Source organism: Paenibacillus gyeongsangnamensis (assembly GCF_027533625.1).
In the GTDB taxonomy this organism is placed as follows: domain Bacteria; phylum Bacillota; class Bacilli; order Paenibacillales; family NBRC-103111; genus Paenibacillus_G; species Paenibacillus_G gyeongsangnamensis.
On record NZ_JAQAGZ010000004.1, the window covers coordinates 21145 to 41298 of the forward strand.

Below are 20154 nucleotides of genomic sequence, written 5' to 3' on the forward strand. Positions count from 1 at the left end.
GAGCGGCCATTCTCTCACCCATCTGGCTCTTTTCTTCAAACGGATGGTTGCCTCATTCGTCCGCGTTAACGGGCGAAATGCTGTCAACTCGCGGCCCTGCCCTTTTTTCAACACGCTTTATCCCTCCAGTTCTGACAGGCTGTGAAAAAAGAGGGGAACCTCTTCCTCAAGCTCCCCCCGAATATGGTTTATTTCCTTATTTCTTGTCTTTTGTGGAATACCAGTCATTTGCTTCCTTCGTGATCGCATCCCCGCCAAGATTTTTCCAATCGGCTACAAACTTGTCGAAATCATCGATTGGAGACTGATTGGTAATGATCTTGGTGAATACTTCCTGCTCTTTCGCGTCCAAAGTAGACTGTTTGTCAGCCATAGTAGCTGTCGGCGCCGTGTAGAATTCATTCGGCAGATAGCGGTTTTGCTTATCGTACATGCTCATAATTTCCAGCGAACCGCCCGCTTTCGACTTCATCCAGTTGTTCCATAACTTCCCGTCACCGTTAAGGTAAGCCACACTATCGTTATACAAGTTGAGCGCATCCGGGATGTCCTTAAGCTTGGAGGTATCTCCGGTTTTCAGTGCCTCCGGCAGCAATGCGCCGGATTTTACGTTCAAATCGGGACGGTACATAATCATCGGATTCAGCTTCCAATAATAATCGCTGTTAGGAATGCCTTTGATATAAACAGGATCTTTTTTCGCTTCGGGCTGAGCGTATTGATTCAGAATTTCGAAGACGGCTTCCGGATTTTTGGCCTTCTTGGAAATGACATAATAAGCGTTCACGCCCAATGTAACTTGTGTCATTGCAGGCTTGTCATCTATCGATGCAAGCGGATAGGATGCCCAATCTTGAACCGTCTTGTTGTCCTTGATTGCCGCCATCTTCAATGGATACGATGGTAACCAGAACAAGCCGAATGCCATACCGAGCTTATTGGAGGAGACCAGTTCATTTTCTTTACCCGAATCCTTCACGCCGAACTCCGGATCGATTTGACCGGCTTTATACATATCCTGCAGCTGTTTTAAAGCGGTCTTCATTTCCGGTTGAATGCTGCCGTATGCCAGTTTGCCGGATTGATCCTTGATCCAAGTACCCGGGTACGCATGGTAACCGTTGAAAAACCCGGTTAGTCCGAAATCCGCGGCATACAGGGATTTCTGTGCCGCGAGACCATACGTTTTGTCCGCTCCGCCCGGATTTTGCTTGCTGAAGGCTTCGGCAATCTTTAACACGTCCTGCATCGTTTTCGGTTCAGGCAACTTAAGCTTATCCAGCCAATCCTTCCGTAACCATATGTAGGTGGAAGAGTTCGTCGGGCTGTCCGTGAACGGAATTGCCATAAGCTTACCGTTAAATCTGGCGGAATCGACCTGCCTCGTTACGCTGAAGAAATTCTTCGCGTCGTCCGATACGTACTTGTTATAAAGGTCGGTCAAATCCATAACAAGACCGGCATCGACTAGCTTCTTGAGCTGCAATTGCGAAACCTTGAAGAAGTCGGGAATATCGCCCGACGCGATGCTGAGGTCGATCTTGGCATCGTACTGATCCGCGTTTACGACCCAGTTGTTTTTCAACTTAATGCCCAACTCTTTTTCATAAGCGTCATATACGGCGTTTTTATCCATGGATTCGCCTGGTGCAAATTTAAGATTTGTTTCAGTAGACCTAACGGTAGAAAGTTCAACCGGCGGATCATATTTAACGAGCCCTTTTACTTGTTCGGGTGTATGTCCTTGATTGCCGGCATTGGAAGTTGAACTTGCATTCTGAACGTCGGATTTACTGCTGCATGCCGTTAACAATAACGATGCCGCAATAAAGACTGAGCAACTCTTTTTAAAATTAACTTTCAATTTACTTCCTCCCATTTTTTGTTTTGGATATGCAATGCAATATAAGTCATCAAATCGTATCTGTCTTCAATCCTACCTAAAAACTGTTAAATTCGTATCAAATACAAATAAATATTGAGTAAATTTAATCAATATATTTCCTTTAAAATGATCAATATCAATCACATTGACTGTACTATTATAGATTCTTTATTCTTTACAAATAGAAAAAGCCCCGAAATAGGGGCTTCACCAACAATCTGAGATGATGACTTATTTTTCATTTTAGCCTCATTAAGTAGGGGTTGCTGAACTCTAATGCTTCAGGTTCATGGCTTTTATACAGGGAATGCTTCGTCCAATTGTTGCATATGCTCTTCGGAAAGTTTCCAGCCAACCGCTCCAATGTTTTCTTTAAGCTGATCAATATTGCTTACCCCCATGATCGCCGAAGATACTGCGGGACGGTTAATGATCCAATTCAAGCTAACCTGTGCGGGAGTTTTCCCAAGTTCATTCGCAATCGCTTTCAGCTGCTTAACACCGTTTTGAAATTTCCTCGCCCTTTCAGCCACCGCCGGCTCGTCATATCCACGGCTGCCTTCCGGAATCAATTCTTCATATTTGCCGGAGAGAATGCCCCCACCCATTGGACTGTATAAAATCATGCCGATCCCTTGATCTACGCAAAGCGGCTGCAATTCTTTTTCTATGACGCGATTGGCCAGACTATAATTCGGCTGAACTGATACATAGCTGGCAATTTTATTGACATCACTGATCCATAACGATTTTGCTAGGACCCATGCCGGAAAATTGGAACATCCTATATACCTGACTTTTCCCTGTCTGATTAAATCGTCATAAGCGCGCAGTGATTCCTCGAGAGGGGTGTCCCAATCCACGCCATGCGCTTGATACAGATCGATATAATCTGTGCCGAGTCTGCGCAGGCTGTTTTCCACTTCTCTGATAATATGCAAACGAGATTGTCCTTTATCGTTCGGTCCAGTACCCACTTCTCCGTGGACTTTGGTGGCAATTACAATCTCGTGCCGACGACCCTTGATCGCTTCACCAAGTATTTCCTCGGCTTCTCCGCCCGTGTACCGGTTAGCATTGTCGAACAAATTGATACCCATATCTATTGCCGCATGAATGACCCGAATCGAATCTTCGGCGTTTACTTTGCCTGGTTTCCCCCAGCGCGGATTCGGACTTCCAAAGTTCCAACATCCTAAACTAATACTGGAAACCTTCAATCCCGATTTGCCAAGTTTAACGTATTCCATAATTGTTTTCATCCTTCCTTTTTTAATTTTTAATACGATTGCTTTGATAGCGGTCGATAATTCTTTCTTCCTTTCGATATCATCATACCAGATTTGCCACAAAACAAAATTACTGAATAAATAATTATAAACTTTACTAAAGGTAAGTATCGCTTAATGATGGGCAGCATTTCGAACGAAAGGATGACCGACGAAAAAACGTGAATGTTATCGGAGGCAAATGGTATTAAACTGACTGCAATTGGCGGCATTTATTGGGAGGAAGGAATAATCTGACCTGCTCGCCAATCGATATTTTTTCCGGATAAGTAACTTCAATTGGATTTTCAAAATCGGAAACATCTACAAAATACCGATATTTGTGACCTTGAAAGGAACATTGCAGTATTTTTCCTGTAATTATCTGATTTTGGTTAGAGATAAAGTACACAGCATTGTCGGAATCAATCAATTGAACATCGTCCGGCCGAATAAAACTCCGAGTGAATTCTCCTTTCTTACGAAGAATATTCGCGGAGCCCATGAATCTTGCTACATATTCGGATACGGGCTCATAGTAAAGGGACTCAGGGACTCCGATCTGTTCGCATCTGCCATTTTTTAAAATGACGATCTGATCCGCCATGCTCATGGCTTCCATCTGGTCATGAGTGACATAAACGACCGTCATATTTAGCTGCTTAAAGATTCGAACCAGTTCATACCTCATCTCATCACGAAGGCCCGCATCCAAACTTGATAACGGTTCATCCATTAAAATTAATTGCGGTTTAGGCGCAATGGCACGAGCCATTGCGATTCTTTGTTTTTGCCCTCCGGATAATTCATGCGGGTATCTTGAAACATAGTCTTCCATATGAAAAATAGCAAGAGTTTCCACGACACGATATTTTAATTCGTTTCCCCTGATTCCGCGAAGCGTAAGGCCGAATGCTACATTCTCGAATACATTCATATGCGGCCATAAGGCGAAATCTTGAAAAACCATTCCAATATTCCGTTTCTCCGCGGGCACTTCCCTTCCTTCTTCCGATACGACCGTACCGTCAATGATGATCTTACCGCCGTCGATCGAGGTCAAACCTGCAATGGCTTGCAATAAGGTTGTTTTCCCGCAGCCAGATGGACCTAGCAACGCTAAGAATGTGCCTTTTTCCATAGAAATGTTAATTCCGGTCAAAACCTGCTTTTCCCCAAATTTTTTACAGACGGATTTAATCTGGAGACTCATGTTTTAAGTAACCTGCCTTTCTATATCCTGTTGAATCGCTCTCGTTGGAACAGACATCTGAACTTCGGATTGAAGCTTGATAGACACTACATCTTGAACCAGTCGTTTGGAATTCATTTGTTTGATCTTCTGTATAACGTAAATCAATAATTGCCCGACGCCATAAACAATTAAAACTAAAACAATCCCTAATACAGTGAGAGAGGAGCCTTTTTCCACCATTAATTCGTTATAGAAATGAGAAATTTCAACAGGCAGAAGCTGTTCAGCGGGCGGATGCAGGAGTTCGGATACCGGCAGTTCAAACATCAGGTGACTAAAAGTAAGAAACAAAGTCGCGACAACAGTTCCCGAAACCAAAGGAATTAATATTTTACGGAACAAAGTGTAAATGCCCGCTCCATGGACTTGTCCGGAACTGAGTAAGGAAGGACTGAGCTGGGTGATGGCTCCTATTTGCAAACGTATGGAATAAGGCAAAGAACCCGCAATATAAGCCAGGAATACGCAAAATAGTGTTCCGTAAAGATTCAAATGCATAGGAACTAAATAAGGCGCGTTCCAAGCAAACACATATCCGGCTGCCAGTACGATGCCTGGAATCGCAATCGTAGACATCGTAAGCACATACAGAATCCTGGTGCTGTATCCTTGACCTCTTTGAATCACAAATGCCAATCCGACGCCGAGTATTGACACAATCACTGCTGTCCCCATTGAAAGCAACAAGGATCTTTTAACGGCTTGATAGGACTCACTGCCAATCTGTATTGCATTTATATAATTCTGAAGCGTAAAGTTTGAAGCGATAAATCCACTATTTGTATTTTTCATGAGCGAGCTGATGATCTCGCCGCTCAAAGGTACAAATAATGCGATACTCAAAAATAAATAAGCGATAATTGAAAGTATAATCGGCTTTCGGTGCGTTAACCGGTAAGGCCGAATTTGATTTTTTATAGTACTGTACGACCCTTTTCCCAAGATCCATTTCTGGCTCCATATCGCGAGGCCGATCACTCCAATTAAGATAATTGATAGCACGCCTACCTGAGAAAAATTAGGCGGCGATTGATTTAGAGCCGTATAGATGGAATATGAAAGCAAAGGAATATGAGCCTGCGGAACGAGGGCAGCTGCAAATCCAAAATCGCTGACGGACTCGGCAAAAGCTAATGTAGCTCCGGCCAATATGGATGGAAACAAAAGGGGCAAATTGATTTTTATCCAAACCAGGAACGATCTGGCTCCGAGTGTTCTTGCGGCTTCTTCATATTCAGGACCTAACCCGCGCAGCCCCGCTAATACCGAAAAATAAATAACGGGGAATAGACGAAAAGCCATCGCCGCGATGAGCCCTGCAAGTGAAAAAAACCAGTCTAGTCCGCCGTCCGGTATTCCCAGCAGCTCGCTTAAAAGCCCTTTGCGCTGCATCATCAGTACCCATCCCTCAGCGATCAGATAGGATGGAGTAAAGAAAACGAGCCAAATGAATAAAGCAACGAATCTTTCCCCGTGAATCTTATTTCGATAGACCAACACGGCAAGAAAAGTTCCGATAATCGATGCTAAAACAGCTGTACCGCCGCCCAAAACGAGTGCATAAATAATCGATCTGTACGTGTAATTGTCATTAAAGATAACACTGAAAGATTGTAAGGAGAATTGCGTAAAGCCCTGATCCATCAGTTTGGGTAACAAACTTTGCAGCAGAACGGTTCCCAATGGATAAGCAACAAGGCCTAGCAGCACGAGTATACTAGGCCATATGAGCATAAACTTCTGTATCTGGGCTTTACTTAACTTATTTTTGTACAATGTTTTGGGTAAACCATGTTTTAATTTCGTTCTCGTGCTGAGCGCCGAAGATCGGGTCAATCGTATTCCACTTGATGCCGTCAGGCCGCAAACCCGGTTTCGACGGCGCCCCTTGAATTATGGACTCAAATGTAGCGTCGCCGCCATTTTTGGAAGCTTGAGCAACCTTGATGGCCTCTGGAGACAGAACATACTCGACAAATTGTTTAGCGGCGTCCATATGAGGTGCTTTCGCATTAATCGCAATGTTGCTGCTTAACGTTGCAACGCCGGATGTAGGGTAAATGATTTTAAGATGGTTGTTTGGGTCTTGCATTGCGGTAATGATAGCCGAGTCTTGCGCGACCGCAATTTTAACTGTTCCTTTGATAAGGTTTTGCAGCGTCGGTCCGTTGGAATCGAAAACGATCATGCCATTGGCTTTCATTTTGCTTACGAAATCCTCGCCCTGGGGAACTCCATTCTGAATTTTAACCCAGTTTAATACCGTCGTATAGGTCGGCCCGGAGATGCTTGGATTATTCATGGCTACTGCGCCTTTATATTGAGGCTTTAACAAATCCGGCCAATCCTTTGGAGCTTCCGAATCTTGCAGCAGCGTTGTGTTATAAGCAAGCGCGCCGGAAGTTGTAACCGTTACAGGATGATAGGAGTGATCGCTCGGCTCCAAGCCTTTCCCCAGATCCGTATAGTTGGCCATGTTAGCAGGAGAGTAGTTTTTCAAAAGCATGCCTTGATCGTTGAGTCCTTGCATGCTGGAGTTTCCGTCAAACCATACGATATCCCACTGCGGATTTGGTTTTTCGGCTTGCACTTTAGCTAAGAGCGGTCCTGTACCGGAATCTGCAAGTTTGACCGTAATTCCGGTTTTCTTTTGAAAAGCATCCGTTACGTCTTTATCGAACCCCATTGCAGAATAGACTACGAGTTCTTTGTCGGTTGTTGTCGTTGAAGATGCGGATGGAGCAGACGAGCTTGCGGTATTCGAAGTGGACGAGCTTGCTGCAGGTGCTGGAGCGGAATTTGTAGATGCGCTCGAAGTGGAAGTTTTCGCAGTTCCACAAGCTGCTAGTAATGCAGTGATACATAATAGTGAACTAACTACTGCAAAATATTTTTTTCTCAAACAATTTCTCCTCCTAAAGAGTAATTTTTTCTAGTACATTTAGATAATATAACAATGGTTACTTTATAACAATAGTTACAATATAACCACTGTTATAAGTTATTGTAAAGGTTATTTGATCTCACTATTACCTTTCTTTACAACTGGACACATCGAGATGCAGAAGTGAAAAATAAATGAAAGAACGCAAAAAAGGAGCTGCCATGTCAGCTCCTCCAAAGATCTATCATATACAAACTCCCTTATTTTAACGGGATGCCATCCATTCCGCTGTTTCATAGATGGCATCTTCCACTCGATATTGCGGATAGAAATTCGTCAATTTAGCCAATTGACTCAAATCATATATTCGATGACGAACATAATTTGCCTTATCCGGATTCTTAACTCGAAAATCATTTATATCAATGGAATCGTATTTCAAGCTTACACCTAAGAAATCCGCAATGATTTCATAATAGCGAACCATTGTAATACATTGAGATCCCGTGCAATTAAAAATCTGCCCATAACTCGAATCCATCCGAGCAATATGGCTAATGCATTCAGCAATCTCCTTGTTCCAAACCGGTTGAATCAATAGTTGCCCTTCAGCAATCAAGGTTAAACCCTTACCTTCCCTGATATTGTTCAATAAGTTCGGATCTCTCCCTTGAGAAACATCAGCCCCAAGCCCTTTACCTTCACCCAGAATATGCGGAGGGCGAAGTATGGTAACAGGAAATTTTCTTTCATTCCATGCATTCATGAGGACTGTCTCGCACTGAAGCTTCCCCTCCGCATAGGCAGTTTCCGATTGCTTCAGGGCATCTTCGCGAACTGGAAAAGTAGCTTGCGGATCAAAAGCATACACATAATCTGTACTAATGAAAACATAATGCTCGATGTTGCCTGCAAAAGCGTCAACTGCTTCAACTGTATCTTGTCCATTGTAGCTCGCGCAATCCACTACGAGTTGAAAGCGATAATCACTAGATATTTTTTTGAGAGTACCGGGTACCGTTCGGTCAACTTGGAAATATTTTGTGCAGTCCGTCGGGTTTTGTTGACGGCGGCCAATCGAAAACACTTCCCAGCCTTCACTATACAATTTTTTTACAATGGAGGCTCCCAGAAAACCCGATCCTCCGATGACTAACGCTCGCTTCCCCATCTCTTTCACCCCTATATGTGTTTTAATGTTATCATTAAATTTCTTTTGTACGCTCGGCTGTTTTGTTGCCGTCTGGTGGCGGCAGATTCGCACAAACAAATATTTTTTCGAACTTGTAATTGAAAAAATCTGTCGAATATTCTATAATTCATGTTGAATTTCTTGACTTTATTAGCGAAAAAGGAGCTGCATATTTTGTCGCCAACCAATTGTCGAAATATATTGTTACTTTTACTTTGTATGACATCTGGTATCGTCGATGTGATTGGATACCTTGGTCTAGGCCACGTATTCACGGCCAATATGACCGGAAACATTGTATTGCTCGGCCTAGCAATCGGTCACTCTGAAGGATTAGCTGTCCTTCGCTCGGCGATAGCTTTAACTGGTTTTACTATAGGCACTGCTATCGCCGCCGTGATCGTTGGAAGAAATAAGGAAAAGGCTTTTTGGCCGACAACAGTGACGATTGCTTTATGCATTGAAGGTTTGACTCTTTTTGCTTATGGTTGCATAGCCAACCCTGGGATGAATGAAAATACAACATATTTTCTTATTTCCCTATTAAGTTTTGCGATGGGAATGCAAACCACGGCTGCGAGACGTCTTAGTATTGCAGGTATATCCACTACCGTCCTTACAAATAATTTAGCAAACGTAATCGAAGATATCATTGCTAGCTTCAGTTTGTTATCCAGATCAAAAACTCTCGGCAATCGGCTTTCCATGGAGTCTATTCTGCGTATCTCTGCGGTTATTATTTATTGCTTTGGTGCAATAGTTGGTGCGGTTGCGGAAAACCGATACCCTTTCGCAATTATATGGGTTCCCGTTTCCATTATTGCGATTATCATTCTAACGGTGTTACTATACTTCCGTCCAAAAAAGGGTTGACCCTTGAAAGAAATTCTAGTTTATTGACTCCACGTGCAGTTTGTTTTAATTGTTTAACATCTATGCTACAGCTATGCCGTTACCATTATTCCGCTTGCTATTTCCTCCCTATCCTTTAAAATAATCCGCTCGTTTCATAAAAACCTGTTCCATGCTTTCGTATCTCATCGTGTAATACAGCTTAGGATGTTCCTCCAAATCCTCCCAGAAATCACAAACCTGCATGCCAAGTCTGGCAAAAAATTTCGATCAACTCCATTTTCAATTATAGATGGTTATTTCTGCAATGAGAAGGAGTGAATAAATTTATACTAAATTACTTGAAGTTAACTGCTTAACCCGAGACCTTTCCCTTATTTTAGCAAAATGATTTTCGAGATCCAGATAAGACTATTGTAACAGTGCTAAAACGGGAAGGGCCTCAGCCCTTCCCATCACATCTTCGCCATATAAAACTCATGGTACAACTCCTGAGCAGGTATGAACCCTGGGTAAGGCGGGAGAGCTAAAAGGGGTTCTAGCCGGTTACAACAGGACTTCTTACCAAATCCTTAATAAGAATGGATCTTCCTTCTTTCATGGATTTGTTCGCAGCAAAGCCGATCGCATTGGACATCGCACCATCCCAGGATTTCGCCTGTTGATGAAGCGGATCCGATATATTGCCCCGGAAGAGCATCTTTAATAATCTTTCATCACCGCCTCCGTGTGCTCCACCGATCACAGGCACTTTAAAGGTAATTTCTTCCTGTTCACGGTTATAAAGCCTTAAGCGGTTGATATCTTCTCCCGCAAAGGGACCTACTGCACCATGAAAGGTTTCAGCTTCTATTCTGCCATCGCTGCCGTTTATTGCTAGTTTAAATCCTTCGTAAGGGGAATGAGCCGTTAGTGAATAACTCATGAGGGCGCCGCCGGAATATCGTACATTCAAGCTCACGGAATCCTCGATATCGATCTCTTCGGAGAATACGCATTGATCTCGGTAGTATGCATCTACGTCTTCACATTCCATATACATTTCCCGGGTTGATTCCTTAGATATATCAAAATAAAACTCACATGAACTTTTATAATTGCATGTCAGACAGCGTGTCCCTCTTTGCTCACGGGTAGGTCCGTAAAACCGAAGCGTTCCAAAGGCGGAAACCTCGACAGGCTCTTCTTCCAGAAGCCAGTTAATGAAATCGAAATGGTGGGTTGATTTGTGAATGAGCAGCCCCCCGGAATTTTCTTTTTTGCGGTGCCATCTTCTAAAGTAATCCGCACCGTGATTCGTATCCAGGAACCATTCGAAATGCACGCTTAAGATATCCCCTATCGTCCTTTGTTGCAGAAGCTCCTTCAAGCGAGCGGTAAAAGGTCGGTACCGCATGTTGAAAGTTACCGTCACTTTTCGCCCGGTTCTGCGTTCCGCCTCCAGTATCGCATTACACTTCTCTTCATCAATTGTCATCGGTTTTTCAGTTATTGCGTCGCACCCCATCTCGAGTGCTTTAATGATATACTCGTGATGATAGCGGTCTATCGTTGTAACTATAACGATGTCCGGCTTGGCATCGTTAATCATTTCTTCAAAGCTTGAATAGACCGGAAAATTCCCTCCGCATTTTTGCTGCAGCAATTGAGCCCGTTTGTAATTTGGATCGTATACGCCAACAATTTGGGCAACGTCTGTGAAATCCTTGGTAATAGGCAATGCAAACATGGAAGTACATCTGTTTCCTGCTCCAACAATTGCGTATGTTTTCATCATTTTTCGCTCCTCATGATTTATTATTTATCTTGAAACGTCCAATTATGATTCTAAGCTTTGCATGGTTGCTTGCACGAAGGATCTTCCTTCAACGGCCTTTCCGTCCAGGTCGGGCAAATCGAAGTGCTTCAGCATACCCGGTACGATAAGGCTCATAATGTCTTGATCGTCGTAATGACGGGCGGTTATCCAATTCTTATAGCTGCCCATACCGTTGACCACTTCAATGTTTGTAATTCGTTCGTCCAGAGCTGCTGCCATCTGTGCATAAACTCCTTGGCGGCCGTATGCGTACATTTCTATATCTTCTTTGATGATATGGTCCAACCGTTCAACCAAATCCAGAGAACGGAGGACGTCGTAAGTACGCATCGCCGCTATGCTGTCATTCAGCCAGATCAGGTCATCCGACAATTTTTGGACGATCTCATAAAAATCGAGCGGATCATTGTTACTGAGCGAATACGGAAGAAGCGCTCCAACCCCCGACACATCCAAGACCATAACAGCCCTGCCGGAACGGCAAGTCTCGCGAATCCATTGCAGATGCGTTTTAAGCTGTGTCGTCCCTCCGTCCCAGACAGCAATGGTTAAAGGTAATTCTTCACCGTGGAAATGAACATCTCTGAAAATCAGTCCGTAGTTAAAAACGCCTTCCTGGGACCACCATAAGGTGTTATAAAAGGTCAATTCATTGAACTGCCCTTTCAGCATATAATGCCGCGGATTGAGCTCGCATGGCTTACGGGAATAGAACACTTTTTCCCGGAGCCAGACTATGGCCTTCTGTTTTCTCTCCGATTCTGGTATTGAGGTGCGCATCATTTCAATTTGCATAAGTCGATCCATGTTTTCATCGTATACTGTCTGGGAATGCTCATAATCTCCGCGAATTTGGCCGGATTCGGTACACCATAACAGGGAAGGGTCCATGGGTTGAATCTGATCATCCGAAGGGGAAACCGGGCTGCCAAGCAAATGTTTGGAAAAAAAATCTGCCGCCGCTTTCGCCAGTGGCCTAGTATAACAATGTGTATAATCGTCTTCTAAGAGATCAATGAAATCGCTCTTACCATACATATCCCAGAACCGTCTCGTCCTATCAACTGTTCTCCGTGCTCCCTCTAGCGGAAAGAAATCGTAGGTTACGGACAGCACTCTCACGGGACGAGGCACCATCGAGAGCAGAATATCTTCATGATCAAAACCATTAGAGGAAAACCCCGGCCAAATTTGTTCCGCATCCTGGGCGCCTCCCGCGTACATGTACGTCTCCCGGCTCATTATAAAAGTGGCTGGCACTGCGGCTGCTATGCGGGGATCGCATAAGATCACAAGAGAAGTTTGTGTCCCGCCGCCCGAATTACCGGTTACTCCGATTTTCAAGGGATCCACCTCGGGTATGGTGCAGAGATAATCAATAGCCCTCATCGCATCGTGAACAAAGTAGCGCGCAATTCCGTCACCGAGCGGCCAGCACTGATTCCCGGCATATTCGTGTTCGACAGTACACGCTCTCACAGTAGGAGCTTGAATGGAACGTTCATAATAACTCAGCCGTTCACCCTGTCCAATCGGATCCATGGCCAGAACGACCAAACCCGCATTCACCAAATACTGGCACACCGCCTGATATTCCGGATGATGCTTCGCTAGCTCATGGTGGCCGCAAAGGAACAGAACCGCCCCGCGGGGTTCTGAAATTCCATCCGGTATATATAAATTAGTCGTTACAAATGTATCGGGACGGGACTCGAATATGACCTTTTCAATCTTAAAGCCTCTGCAATGTACGACTCCCTTGACAACTGCATTGAGCGGTGTATTACTGGAAGGCAGCCCTCCTATACTTTCGATGAATTTTTTACGAATCATAGCTTGACGGGCTTCCAGCTCCTCCTTGCTTTGAATTGAGTCGCGCGTTTTGTCGCCTTCCGAAAAAGCTTGCTTGGAACGGTCGTAAATAAAGCGTTTTAATTGATCCTTCACATCGTAGATCGTTATACGATAGTTTTCTAACTGCTGGATCTTCATCTTCCCATTCCTCCTTTTTTATACCCAAAAACTTTTGATTATTACCTGACCTTCGTATTGTTCTATTCCTTCAAAGAACCGACCATAACGCCTTTGGCAAAATATTTTTGCAAAAACGGATAAATCAATAAGATTGGCAGAATGGCAACGATAATAATGGAATATTTCAACTGCAGTGTAAACAAGGCCCTGTTGAACTCGTCCGTTAAGCCTTCGCTCAATTTATCTTGATTCTGGATAAGAATCTTTACCAGGTATAATTGCAAAGGCTGCAGCTTGGCATCAGGCAAATAAATCATGGCGGAGAAATAGCTGTTCCAATGCCCGACGGCGTAAAACAGGGCTAGTACCGCAATGATCGGCTTCGATAGCGGCATTATTATTCGGAACATAATCGTGATGTCATTGGCGCCGTCCATTTTGGCCGATTCATCTAAACTTTCAGGAATGCTTTGGAAAAACGTGCGCGCGACGATAAGCAGAAAGGCGCTTACAGCCCCTGGGATAATCATCGCCCACCTGGTGTTGTACAAGCCTAAATCCTTAATTAAGATAAACAAAGGAATTAAACCACCGCTGAAAAACATCGTAAACACGATAAAGATCATCAATTGTTTCCTTGCAAAAAAGCTCCGCCTGGATAAAGGATACGCTCCGAAAATAGTCAATGCGACATTCAGTATCGTGCCGATAACCGTATAAAATATCGTATTATAATACGCCGACCAAATGTCCGGATTCTCAAATACCCGTTTGTAAGACTCTACGGAGAAGCCTTTTGGAAACAGCCAAACAGACTGATCGAGTACATATTTCGGGTCGCTGATCGACATACTGAACACGAACAAAAAGGGATAGACGGTAATAATTATGACAAACCACATGCTTACGATAATGAAAAGATCCGAGATTTTATCGCCTGCCGTTTTTTTTATGACTGTCACCATTCATCCCCTCTTTTCACCATAACGACGTTTTCGATAGCTTTCTGCTGATATAGTTAACAGTAATAAGCAGCGTAAGGTTGATTATGTTATTAAATAGCCCTATCGCCGCTGAGAAGCTATATTCCGAATTGATTATCCCTCTTTTGTATACAAAAGTTGCAATCACATCAGCGGTTTCATACGTTGACGGATTGTACAGCAGCAGCACCTTTTCAAAGCCCACTTCCATCAGATGTCCGACCTGAAGAATCAACAGAATGATGATGGTTGGCATGAGGCACGGCAAAGTAATATGCATCATTTTACTCCATCTGCTCGCTCCGTCTATCTCGGCGGCCTCATAAAGCTGCGGATCAATGCCGGCAATGGCGGCCAGGTAAATGATGGAGCCCCAGCCGAACTCCTGCCAGATGCCCGACGAAATGTAGATCGTCCGGAAATAGCCGGGCTCACTCATGAAATTGATGGATTCGAAGCCGAAATTTTTAAGAATGATATTGATAATACCGTCGGTTGGAGAAGTAAAGTTGATAATCATACCCGAAACAACGACGATCGAAATAAAGTGAGGAAGATAACTTACCGTCTGCACCAGCTTTTTGAAAAAACGTTCTCTAAGCTCATTCAGGAGAAGCGCGAAGATGATGGGAACAGGGAACCCCCACAGGAGGGAGTATAAGCTAAGTAAGATCGTGTTCCTCATCAATCTTCCAAAGTAGATCGATTTGAAAAATTGTTCGAAGTACATGAACCCGACCCACGGACTGCCTAATATCCCTTTCAGCGGTTGAAATTTTTTGAACGCGATTAAGACACCATACATGGGAAAGTAATTAAATATGGCGAAATATACGATCACCGGCAGGATAATCAACAGCAAATATTTATCCCTTTTGAAATTTTTTACCGTTCGGGCGAGAACGCCCGGCTTCTTTTTCTCTTCCTTGGTAGAGCCGTTATTCAGCTTAATGCCACCGTTGGCCTCAAGCTCTACACCATTATTCATGACGTCACCCCCTCGATGATAATGTAATTTTTTTCATCTATTTCATAACCCGATCGTACTGCTTTTGCTTGACCTCAATGAGTTTATTGATTCCCATTGATTTCATCGTGGATACATACTTCTCCCAATCGATCGGCGCCTGACCTGTAATAAACTTCGTCAGCGTTTCGGCTTTATACGTTTGAATATCGGCATTGATCGCTGTGGTCGCCTCAACCTCTTCCACGCTCGTTAATCCGAGCGGAATCGCGTCGACACCGGAATCCTTGAGTTTTTCAGCCTGTTTGACGGCGTCCGGCAGTAAATTCAAAACAGCTTTAGTCTGTCTGGACCAAGGTCCCTTTTCACTGCGGATCCATACGGTTACAGGCATCGCGCCGATCGATCGCAACGCGTCATTCACATCCAAACCGTCGGGGTTTTTAGATGTCCATTCGGTGAATTGAGGCTCACCGTCCACCATCTTGTAGCTTTGGCCTTCAATTCCGAAAGAAACGTACCTATTCCCTTCTTCACTTGCGTAAATATAATCAAGCCATTTTATTGCTACTTCGGGATTCTTGCAATCCTTGGAGATCGCGAGCCAACCGCTAAGAGGTCCATACTTCTCATAAAAGCCTTTCGTACCCGGACCCGACGGAGGAAGTGTCATCTGCCAATTCGCATTTTGTATACCGGCTTGCTTTTGTGCGTTCGTGAAGCGATTCGCATTATTGAGGAAATGATTCGTCACGCCAATAACATTGCGGGAAATGCCGGAAATAATATCGTCATCCGTCTTCATCATAAACTGGGGATCGATCAGGCCTTCTTTATACAGTTTGTTCAGCCATACTACCAATTCTTTGGCTCTCGGGTCGATCCATTCATACTGGATTTTGCCGTTTTTGTCCGGATAGAATCCGTCACTGTAATTTAAATGCAGTCCCATTGCGCTGCCGAACAAGAACAATCCGCTGATAGAGCTTCCGTTCGTGACTTGAAATCTTGTCGAGATTGGGATCTCATCCTGCTTGCCGTTACCGTTCGGATCCTTTTCCTTGAATGCCTTTAACACAGTGTACCAATCGTCGAGCGTCTGCGGCTCTTTCAATCCCAATTTGTCCAGCCAAGTCTGATTAATGATTAAACCGAACGGGTCCGTAGAAGTTGTCCCTGAAACATCGGACGACAGAGCGTATATTTTGCCGTCCGGTGCCTGCATCATTTTTTTTATGGCAGGATTTTCACTGAAATATTTCCTGATGTTCGGAGCATATTTGGCTATCAAATCATCCATTGGGATGATCAGTCCGTCAGATGCTGGTTTTACCGGATCGTTAGGAAGCCTAATGAGATCGGGCAGCCCTTGAGCAGCTGCCATTCTTACATTTATCGTATTCGTATATTGGGAGGATGGCGCGACTTCCCACTTGATCTTGACGCCGGTCTTTTTTTCGATTTCCTGCCATACCGGAAGATTTTGAGCGTAACTTTTGGGCGTGTAATAGTTGTCGTTTGTCGCGACAGTTAACGTTACGGAACCGTCGCTAACTATAGGCAACGAATAATCTTGAGCCTGCGCTGTCGATGAGTTAGACGGCGCCGTTGCGGTTTCGGTATTGTCGCAGCCTATCAATGTCGATGAACAAACGGTCAAACAACTAACAAAAGATAGTATGTATTTCTTATTGAAAGGTTGCTTATTCTTTTTCATAATTTGTTTTCCTCCCAAATTTTTTAAACTAGGTAACGCATTCAATCTTTTGTTAGCAAATTAGTCTAAACATTTCACTCTCCGCTTTTCGATATTGCTATTCCTTTAATTTCAAAAGTTATACCATTTAAGCTGATCAACTCCTTTCTCATTTATGTTATTGGCCTTAGCCATAACATCCGAATAAACGATTTCGATTTATCCAGTAAGACTAAGATAGTAATCGATTTCTCTTAAACCGAAATAAAATGATATTACTCACATTTCATACTTTACCTTAGAAAAGAGATAAAAATTGTTTCTACTGGAAAAGTAATCGTTTTCTTTCAAGCCGAAAAAAAGGATGATTTTGGTCATTGCCATAAACCTAGCGTAGTTGGTATGAGTATTTCTTGGAGTGAGGGTATTTATTACTGAGTTGAAAGGAGAAGTTAAGGAGCTGCTCTAGGATGAAGTATAATCGATTCTTCTTTGTCGAATTGTAACATAATATGTTATTTTTAATAACATATAAATATAGTGTGTGTTACGTATGTGTTATTAAAGTTGCCAATTTATATATATCTTATCAAAAATAATTGGCTTGTCAAGATATATTACGAATTTTCTGATAATTAAATTGGCTTCTCACACAACCGCCATCATCACTTTATCGGAAAATTCACCGTATTCGTTTTCTTATCCCTCATAAGTATTTGTTTTCGGCGAAACCATCCGATCAAGGACACACCAAAACAACATAAAAAACAAATTAAGAATAAAAACCTCATATTAATATTCATCACCGTCCCGATTTCATTATGCAGCCCCATAGAGCCAACCAGCACAGTAGCAAGCCCAATTCCGGACATTTGCCCAAGGTAGCGTATCAACGCCAGCAGACTGCCGGCCAAACTAATTGTCGATTCCGGTGCGGAGCTCATAATTTCAGCATTATTCGTTGCATGGAACAGCCCCATGCCGATCCCGAAAAATGACAGATGAAGGATTATAGCGAAAGCTGATATTTGATGAAAGAAGGCGACAAACAGCATCGATACAGCGCAGAAGAGTGCTCCCAACGTAATCGGAAAAAATCCTCCATACTTGTCTCGGAACCAGCCTGCGAAGGGAGAGACCATCCCCATAAGAAGCGGATTCAGGATCAAGAGTCCACCGGTTACTGAGGTGGATAAACCCAATTCATTCTGAAGATAGAAAATAATCGGAATCATTGAGGCCGCCTGTGCCATGTTGATTAAAAAAGAACTAATATTGCCGAGCAAAATTTTGCGATGACGAAACAACTCTCGGTCCAAGATGCCATGCGCTATTCTTCGCTGGTACAGCCAAAGGACTACGAACAGAGCGATTGACAAGCCCGCCATCAGAATTGCCGGCGTAAAACCGCCTTCCCGTCTGCTAACCTCCGCCGCAAACATTAGCAAGCAAGCAGCCGAAGCAAGCAGGCTGGAACCAGCGATATCGAGCTTTATATTCGAGCCCCTGTTCATTGAGCTGGGAAACCAGCTACGACCAAGCAGGAATGCTGCCAAGCCTATTGGCACATTGATCAAAAACAACCATGGCCAACTAACGAACTCCAGGAGAAGCCCGCCAATGGCCGGGCCTGACAACGTTCCCAGCGAAATAACCATAGCGTTTATTCCGAGTGCGCGCCCTCTTTCATGATCAGGGAACACCTGTCGGACCATGGCCTGGCTGTTGGCCATTATCATGGTCGCCCCAACTCCCTGAATACACCTCGAAAACAGAATGCCGACCATCCCTTGTGACAAAGTGATACAAAGAGAGCCTATACTGAACACAAGGAAGCCATAGCTGTAGATTTTCCGCCGATCCCAGATATCCGACAGTTTTCCTATAATTGGCAGAAGAGCCACCATCGTTAATAAATAAGTTGTCGTTATCCACTGAACTTGTGCCAGGGAACTGGAAAACTGTCCTGCTATAGTTGGAAGGGATACATTAACAATTCCAACATCTAATGTCGACATCAGCGTACCCATGTTAATAATGTGAAGAATGGACCATTTTTTCGCAGTATTTCCATATATCATCGTTTACAATTCCTCTCGCAAAAGATCTATTGTTTCTGCCTGCGCAAAAACAATAAGCAGCCGCCCCGAAGCTGTCTTGTATTAGTAGAAAAGCCCCTATTGCAAGGGGCTCTAATCTACTCTGTTTAAGGTAAAAATTCTTTCTTCAACTTGCACACCATTGTATAAGCCGGATCGAATATATTGCCCAAATCATATTCTACGCATTGTCCGAGCAAGCTGCTCGCTTCAATTACACTTAAACCGTAATCATCTTTTAACCACCGCATCATTTCGGTAGTCGCATGCTGAACAGCTTGATCCAGCGGACGCGCATTACCTACAGTAAATATATGGCTATCCGATTCCCCGCGCGGCCAATACATTCTTTTTCCCTTGATCAATTTAACCGTAAAGCGAATGTCCAATGAAATTTCAATCCCTGTTCCGACAATTTCTCCATCTCCCTGTACGGCATGGCCGTCGCCGACATGCAGCAGCGCACCTTTTGTAAATACGGGGAAATAAGCCGTTACTCCGGCGACAAATCCGCGGTAATCCATATTGCCGCCATATTCCCCGGAGGTTGCGGTGGAAATGGCCTGGTATTTCGGAGGAGCTACACCGAAACAGCCCATAAATGGAGCCAACGGCACCTTTAGATTGGAGAGAGCCGGAGTAGGCTCGGCAAGCTGGGCAATGCCTTGCTTAAGGTCAACATTCCAACGGATTGTTTCTTTATCCGGCAATTGAGATATGAATTCCGGGTCAAGCACGTTGGGGGCAATTACATTGGACGTCCAGCCCCAGTTTCGATTTGGATTCATGTGGTCCAAATAAACGACTAACACATCTCCCGGTTCGGCTCCTTCGATATAAAAAGGTCCGGTCATCGGATTGCCCCGCTCGGCTACCGCTTGACCGCTGGAATCCATTCCTCCGGCATCAACAGTCGTCGTCACCACGGTATCGCCGTCCTTTATTGTAAGAACTGCTTCATGTGAGCCGATAGTGTTGTAATATATTTCCGGTATAAAATGATGAACCGCCATTGGCCGCCTCCTTAATTCGTTTCATTCACAATTTGTTTATATCCTATGTTAATTTACAGCTTCCGCCTCCATAGTGAGAGGGTGCTTGTGCTAAATTATACTTTTCGTACATAATGATGGAAAGTAGTTACTTTTTTTATATATAGATACCACATTTATCGTTAGTTTAGTAAAATAAAGTAAGTTACGGTGAAACGAATCTTCGAAATTTCAAAAACTCCAAAAATTTACCGCTATAAACGAAATGAAGCCCGGGATTCCCGGGCC

Annotated in this window: 14 protein-coding genes; 1 reads left to right on the forward strand and 13 read right to left on the reverse strand. The window is 43.8% G+C overall.

All coding sequences use genetic code 11. The features are described 5' to 3' along the window. Window positions 1–196: 196 nt before the first annotated feature. The 6 genes from O9H85_RS06850 to O9H85_RS06875 form a co-directional block, all read right to left on the reverse strand. Window positions 197–1636, reverse strand: coding sequence for an extracellular solute-binding protein (locus O9H85_RS06850; RefSeq protein WP_269880565.1), 1440 nt, complete (start codon window positions 1634–1636; stop codon window positions 197–199). A gap of 545 nt (window positions 1637–2181) precedes the next feature. Beyond that, a complete protein-coding gene (locus O9H85_RS06855; protein ID WP_269880566.1) occupies window positions 2182–3135 on the reverse strand; it encodes an aldo/keto reductase in 954 nt (317 codons plus the stop codon). Between the two features lie 226 nt (window positions 3136–3361). Next, complete coding sequence (locus O9H85_RS06860) at window positions 3362–4366, reverse strand: ABC transporter ATP-binding protein (protein ID WP_269880567.1); 1005 nt, start codon at window positions 4364–4366, stop codon at window positions 3362–3364. Between the two features lie 3 nt (window positions 4367–4369). Beyond that, complete coding sequence (locus O9H85_RS06865) at window positions 4370–6244, reverse strand: ABC transporter permease (protein ID WP_269880569.1); 1875 nt, start codon at window positions 6242–6244, stop codon at window positions 4370–4372. Further along, on the reverse strand, window positions 6171–7310 hold the full coding sequence (locus tag O9H85_RS06870) for an ABC transporter substrate-binding protein (protein WP_269880570.1): 1140 nt from the start codon (window positions 7308–7310) through the stop codon (window positions 6171–6173). Before O9H85_RS06870 ends, O9H85_RS06865 begins: the two co-directional genes overlap by 74 nt. A gap of 247 nt (window positions 7311–7557) precedes the next feature. Next, on the reverse strand, window positions 7558–8463 hold the full coding sequence (locus tag O9H85_RS06875) for an NAD-dependent epimerase/dehydratase family protein (protein ID WP_269880571.1): 906 nt from the start codon (window positions 8461–8463) through the stop codon (window positions 7558–7560). A gap of 195 nt (window positions 8464–8658) precedes the next feature. Between O9H85_RS06875 and O9H85_RS06880 the strand changes: the two genes are divergently transcribed. Beyond that, entirely contained in the window at window positions 8659–9357 is a 699-nt protein-coding gene (locus O9H85_RS06880; protein WP_269880572.1) for a YoaK family protein, read from the forward strand. A 517-nt stretch (window positions 9358–9874) separates the two neighbouring features. On the opposite strand, the gene O9H85_RS06885 is transcribed toward O9H85_RS06880, so the two are convergent. The 7 genes from O9H85_RS06885 to O9H85_RS06915 all read right to left on the reverse strand — a co-directional run bounded on the left by O9H85_RS06885 (window position 9875) and on the right by O9H85_RS06915 (window position 19887). After that, complete coding sequence (locus O9H85_RS06885; protein WP_269880573.1) at window positions 9875–11110, reverse strand: Gfo/Idh/MocA family protein; 1236 nt, start codon at window positions 11108–11110, stop codon at window positions 9875–9877. Window positions 11111–11155: 45 nt separating this feature from the next. Further along, window positions 11156–13147, reverse strand: coding sequence for an alpha/beta hydrolase family protein (locus O9H85_RS06890; protein WP_269880574.1), 1992 nt, complete (start codon window positions 13145–13147; stop codon window positions 11156–11158). Window positions 13148–13209: 62 nt separating this feature from the next. Next, window positions 13210–14094, reverse strand: coding sequence for a carbohydrate ABC transporter permease (locus O9H85_RS06895; RefSeq protein WP_269880575.1), 885 nt, complete (start codon window positions 14092–14094; stop codon window positions 13210–13212). A gap of 13 nt (window positions 14095–14107) precedes the next feature. After that, complete coding sequence (locus O9H85_RS06900) at window positions 14108–15100, reverse strand: ABC transporter permease (protein WP_269880576.1); 993 nt, start codon at window positions 15098–15100, stop codon at window positions 14108–14110. Window positions 15101–15137: 37 nt separating this feature from the next. After that, a complete protein-coding gene (locus O9H85_RS06905) occupies window positions 15138–16796 on the reverse strand; it encodes an extracellular solute-binding protein (RefSeq protein WP_269880577.1) in 1659 nt (552 codons plus the stop codon). A 644-nt stretch (window positions 16797–17440) separates the two neighbouring features. Further along, a complete protein-coding gene (locus O9H85_RS06910) occupies window positions 17441–18856 on the reverse strand; it encodes an MFS transporter (RefSeq protein WP_269880578.1) in 1416 nt (471 codons plus the stop codon). A 125-nt stretch (window positions 18857–18981) separates the two neighbouring features. Next, window positions 18982–19887, reverse strand: coding sequence for an acetamidase/formamidase family protein (locus O9H85_RS06915; protein ID WP_269880579.1), 906 nt, complete (start codon window positions 19885–19887; stop codon window positions 18982–18984). Between the last annotated feature and the right edge of the window lie 267 nt (window positions 19888–20154).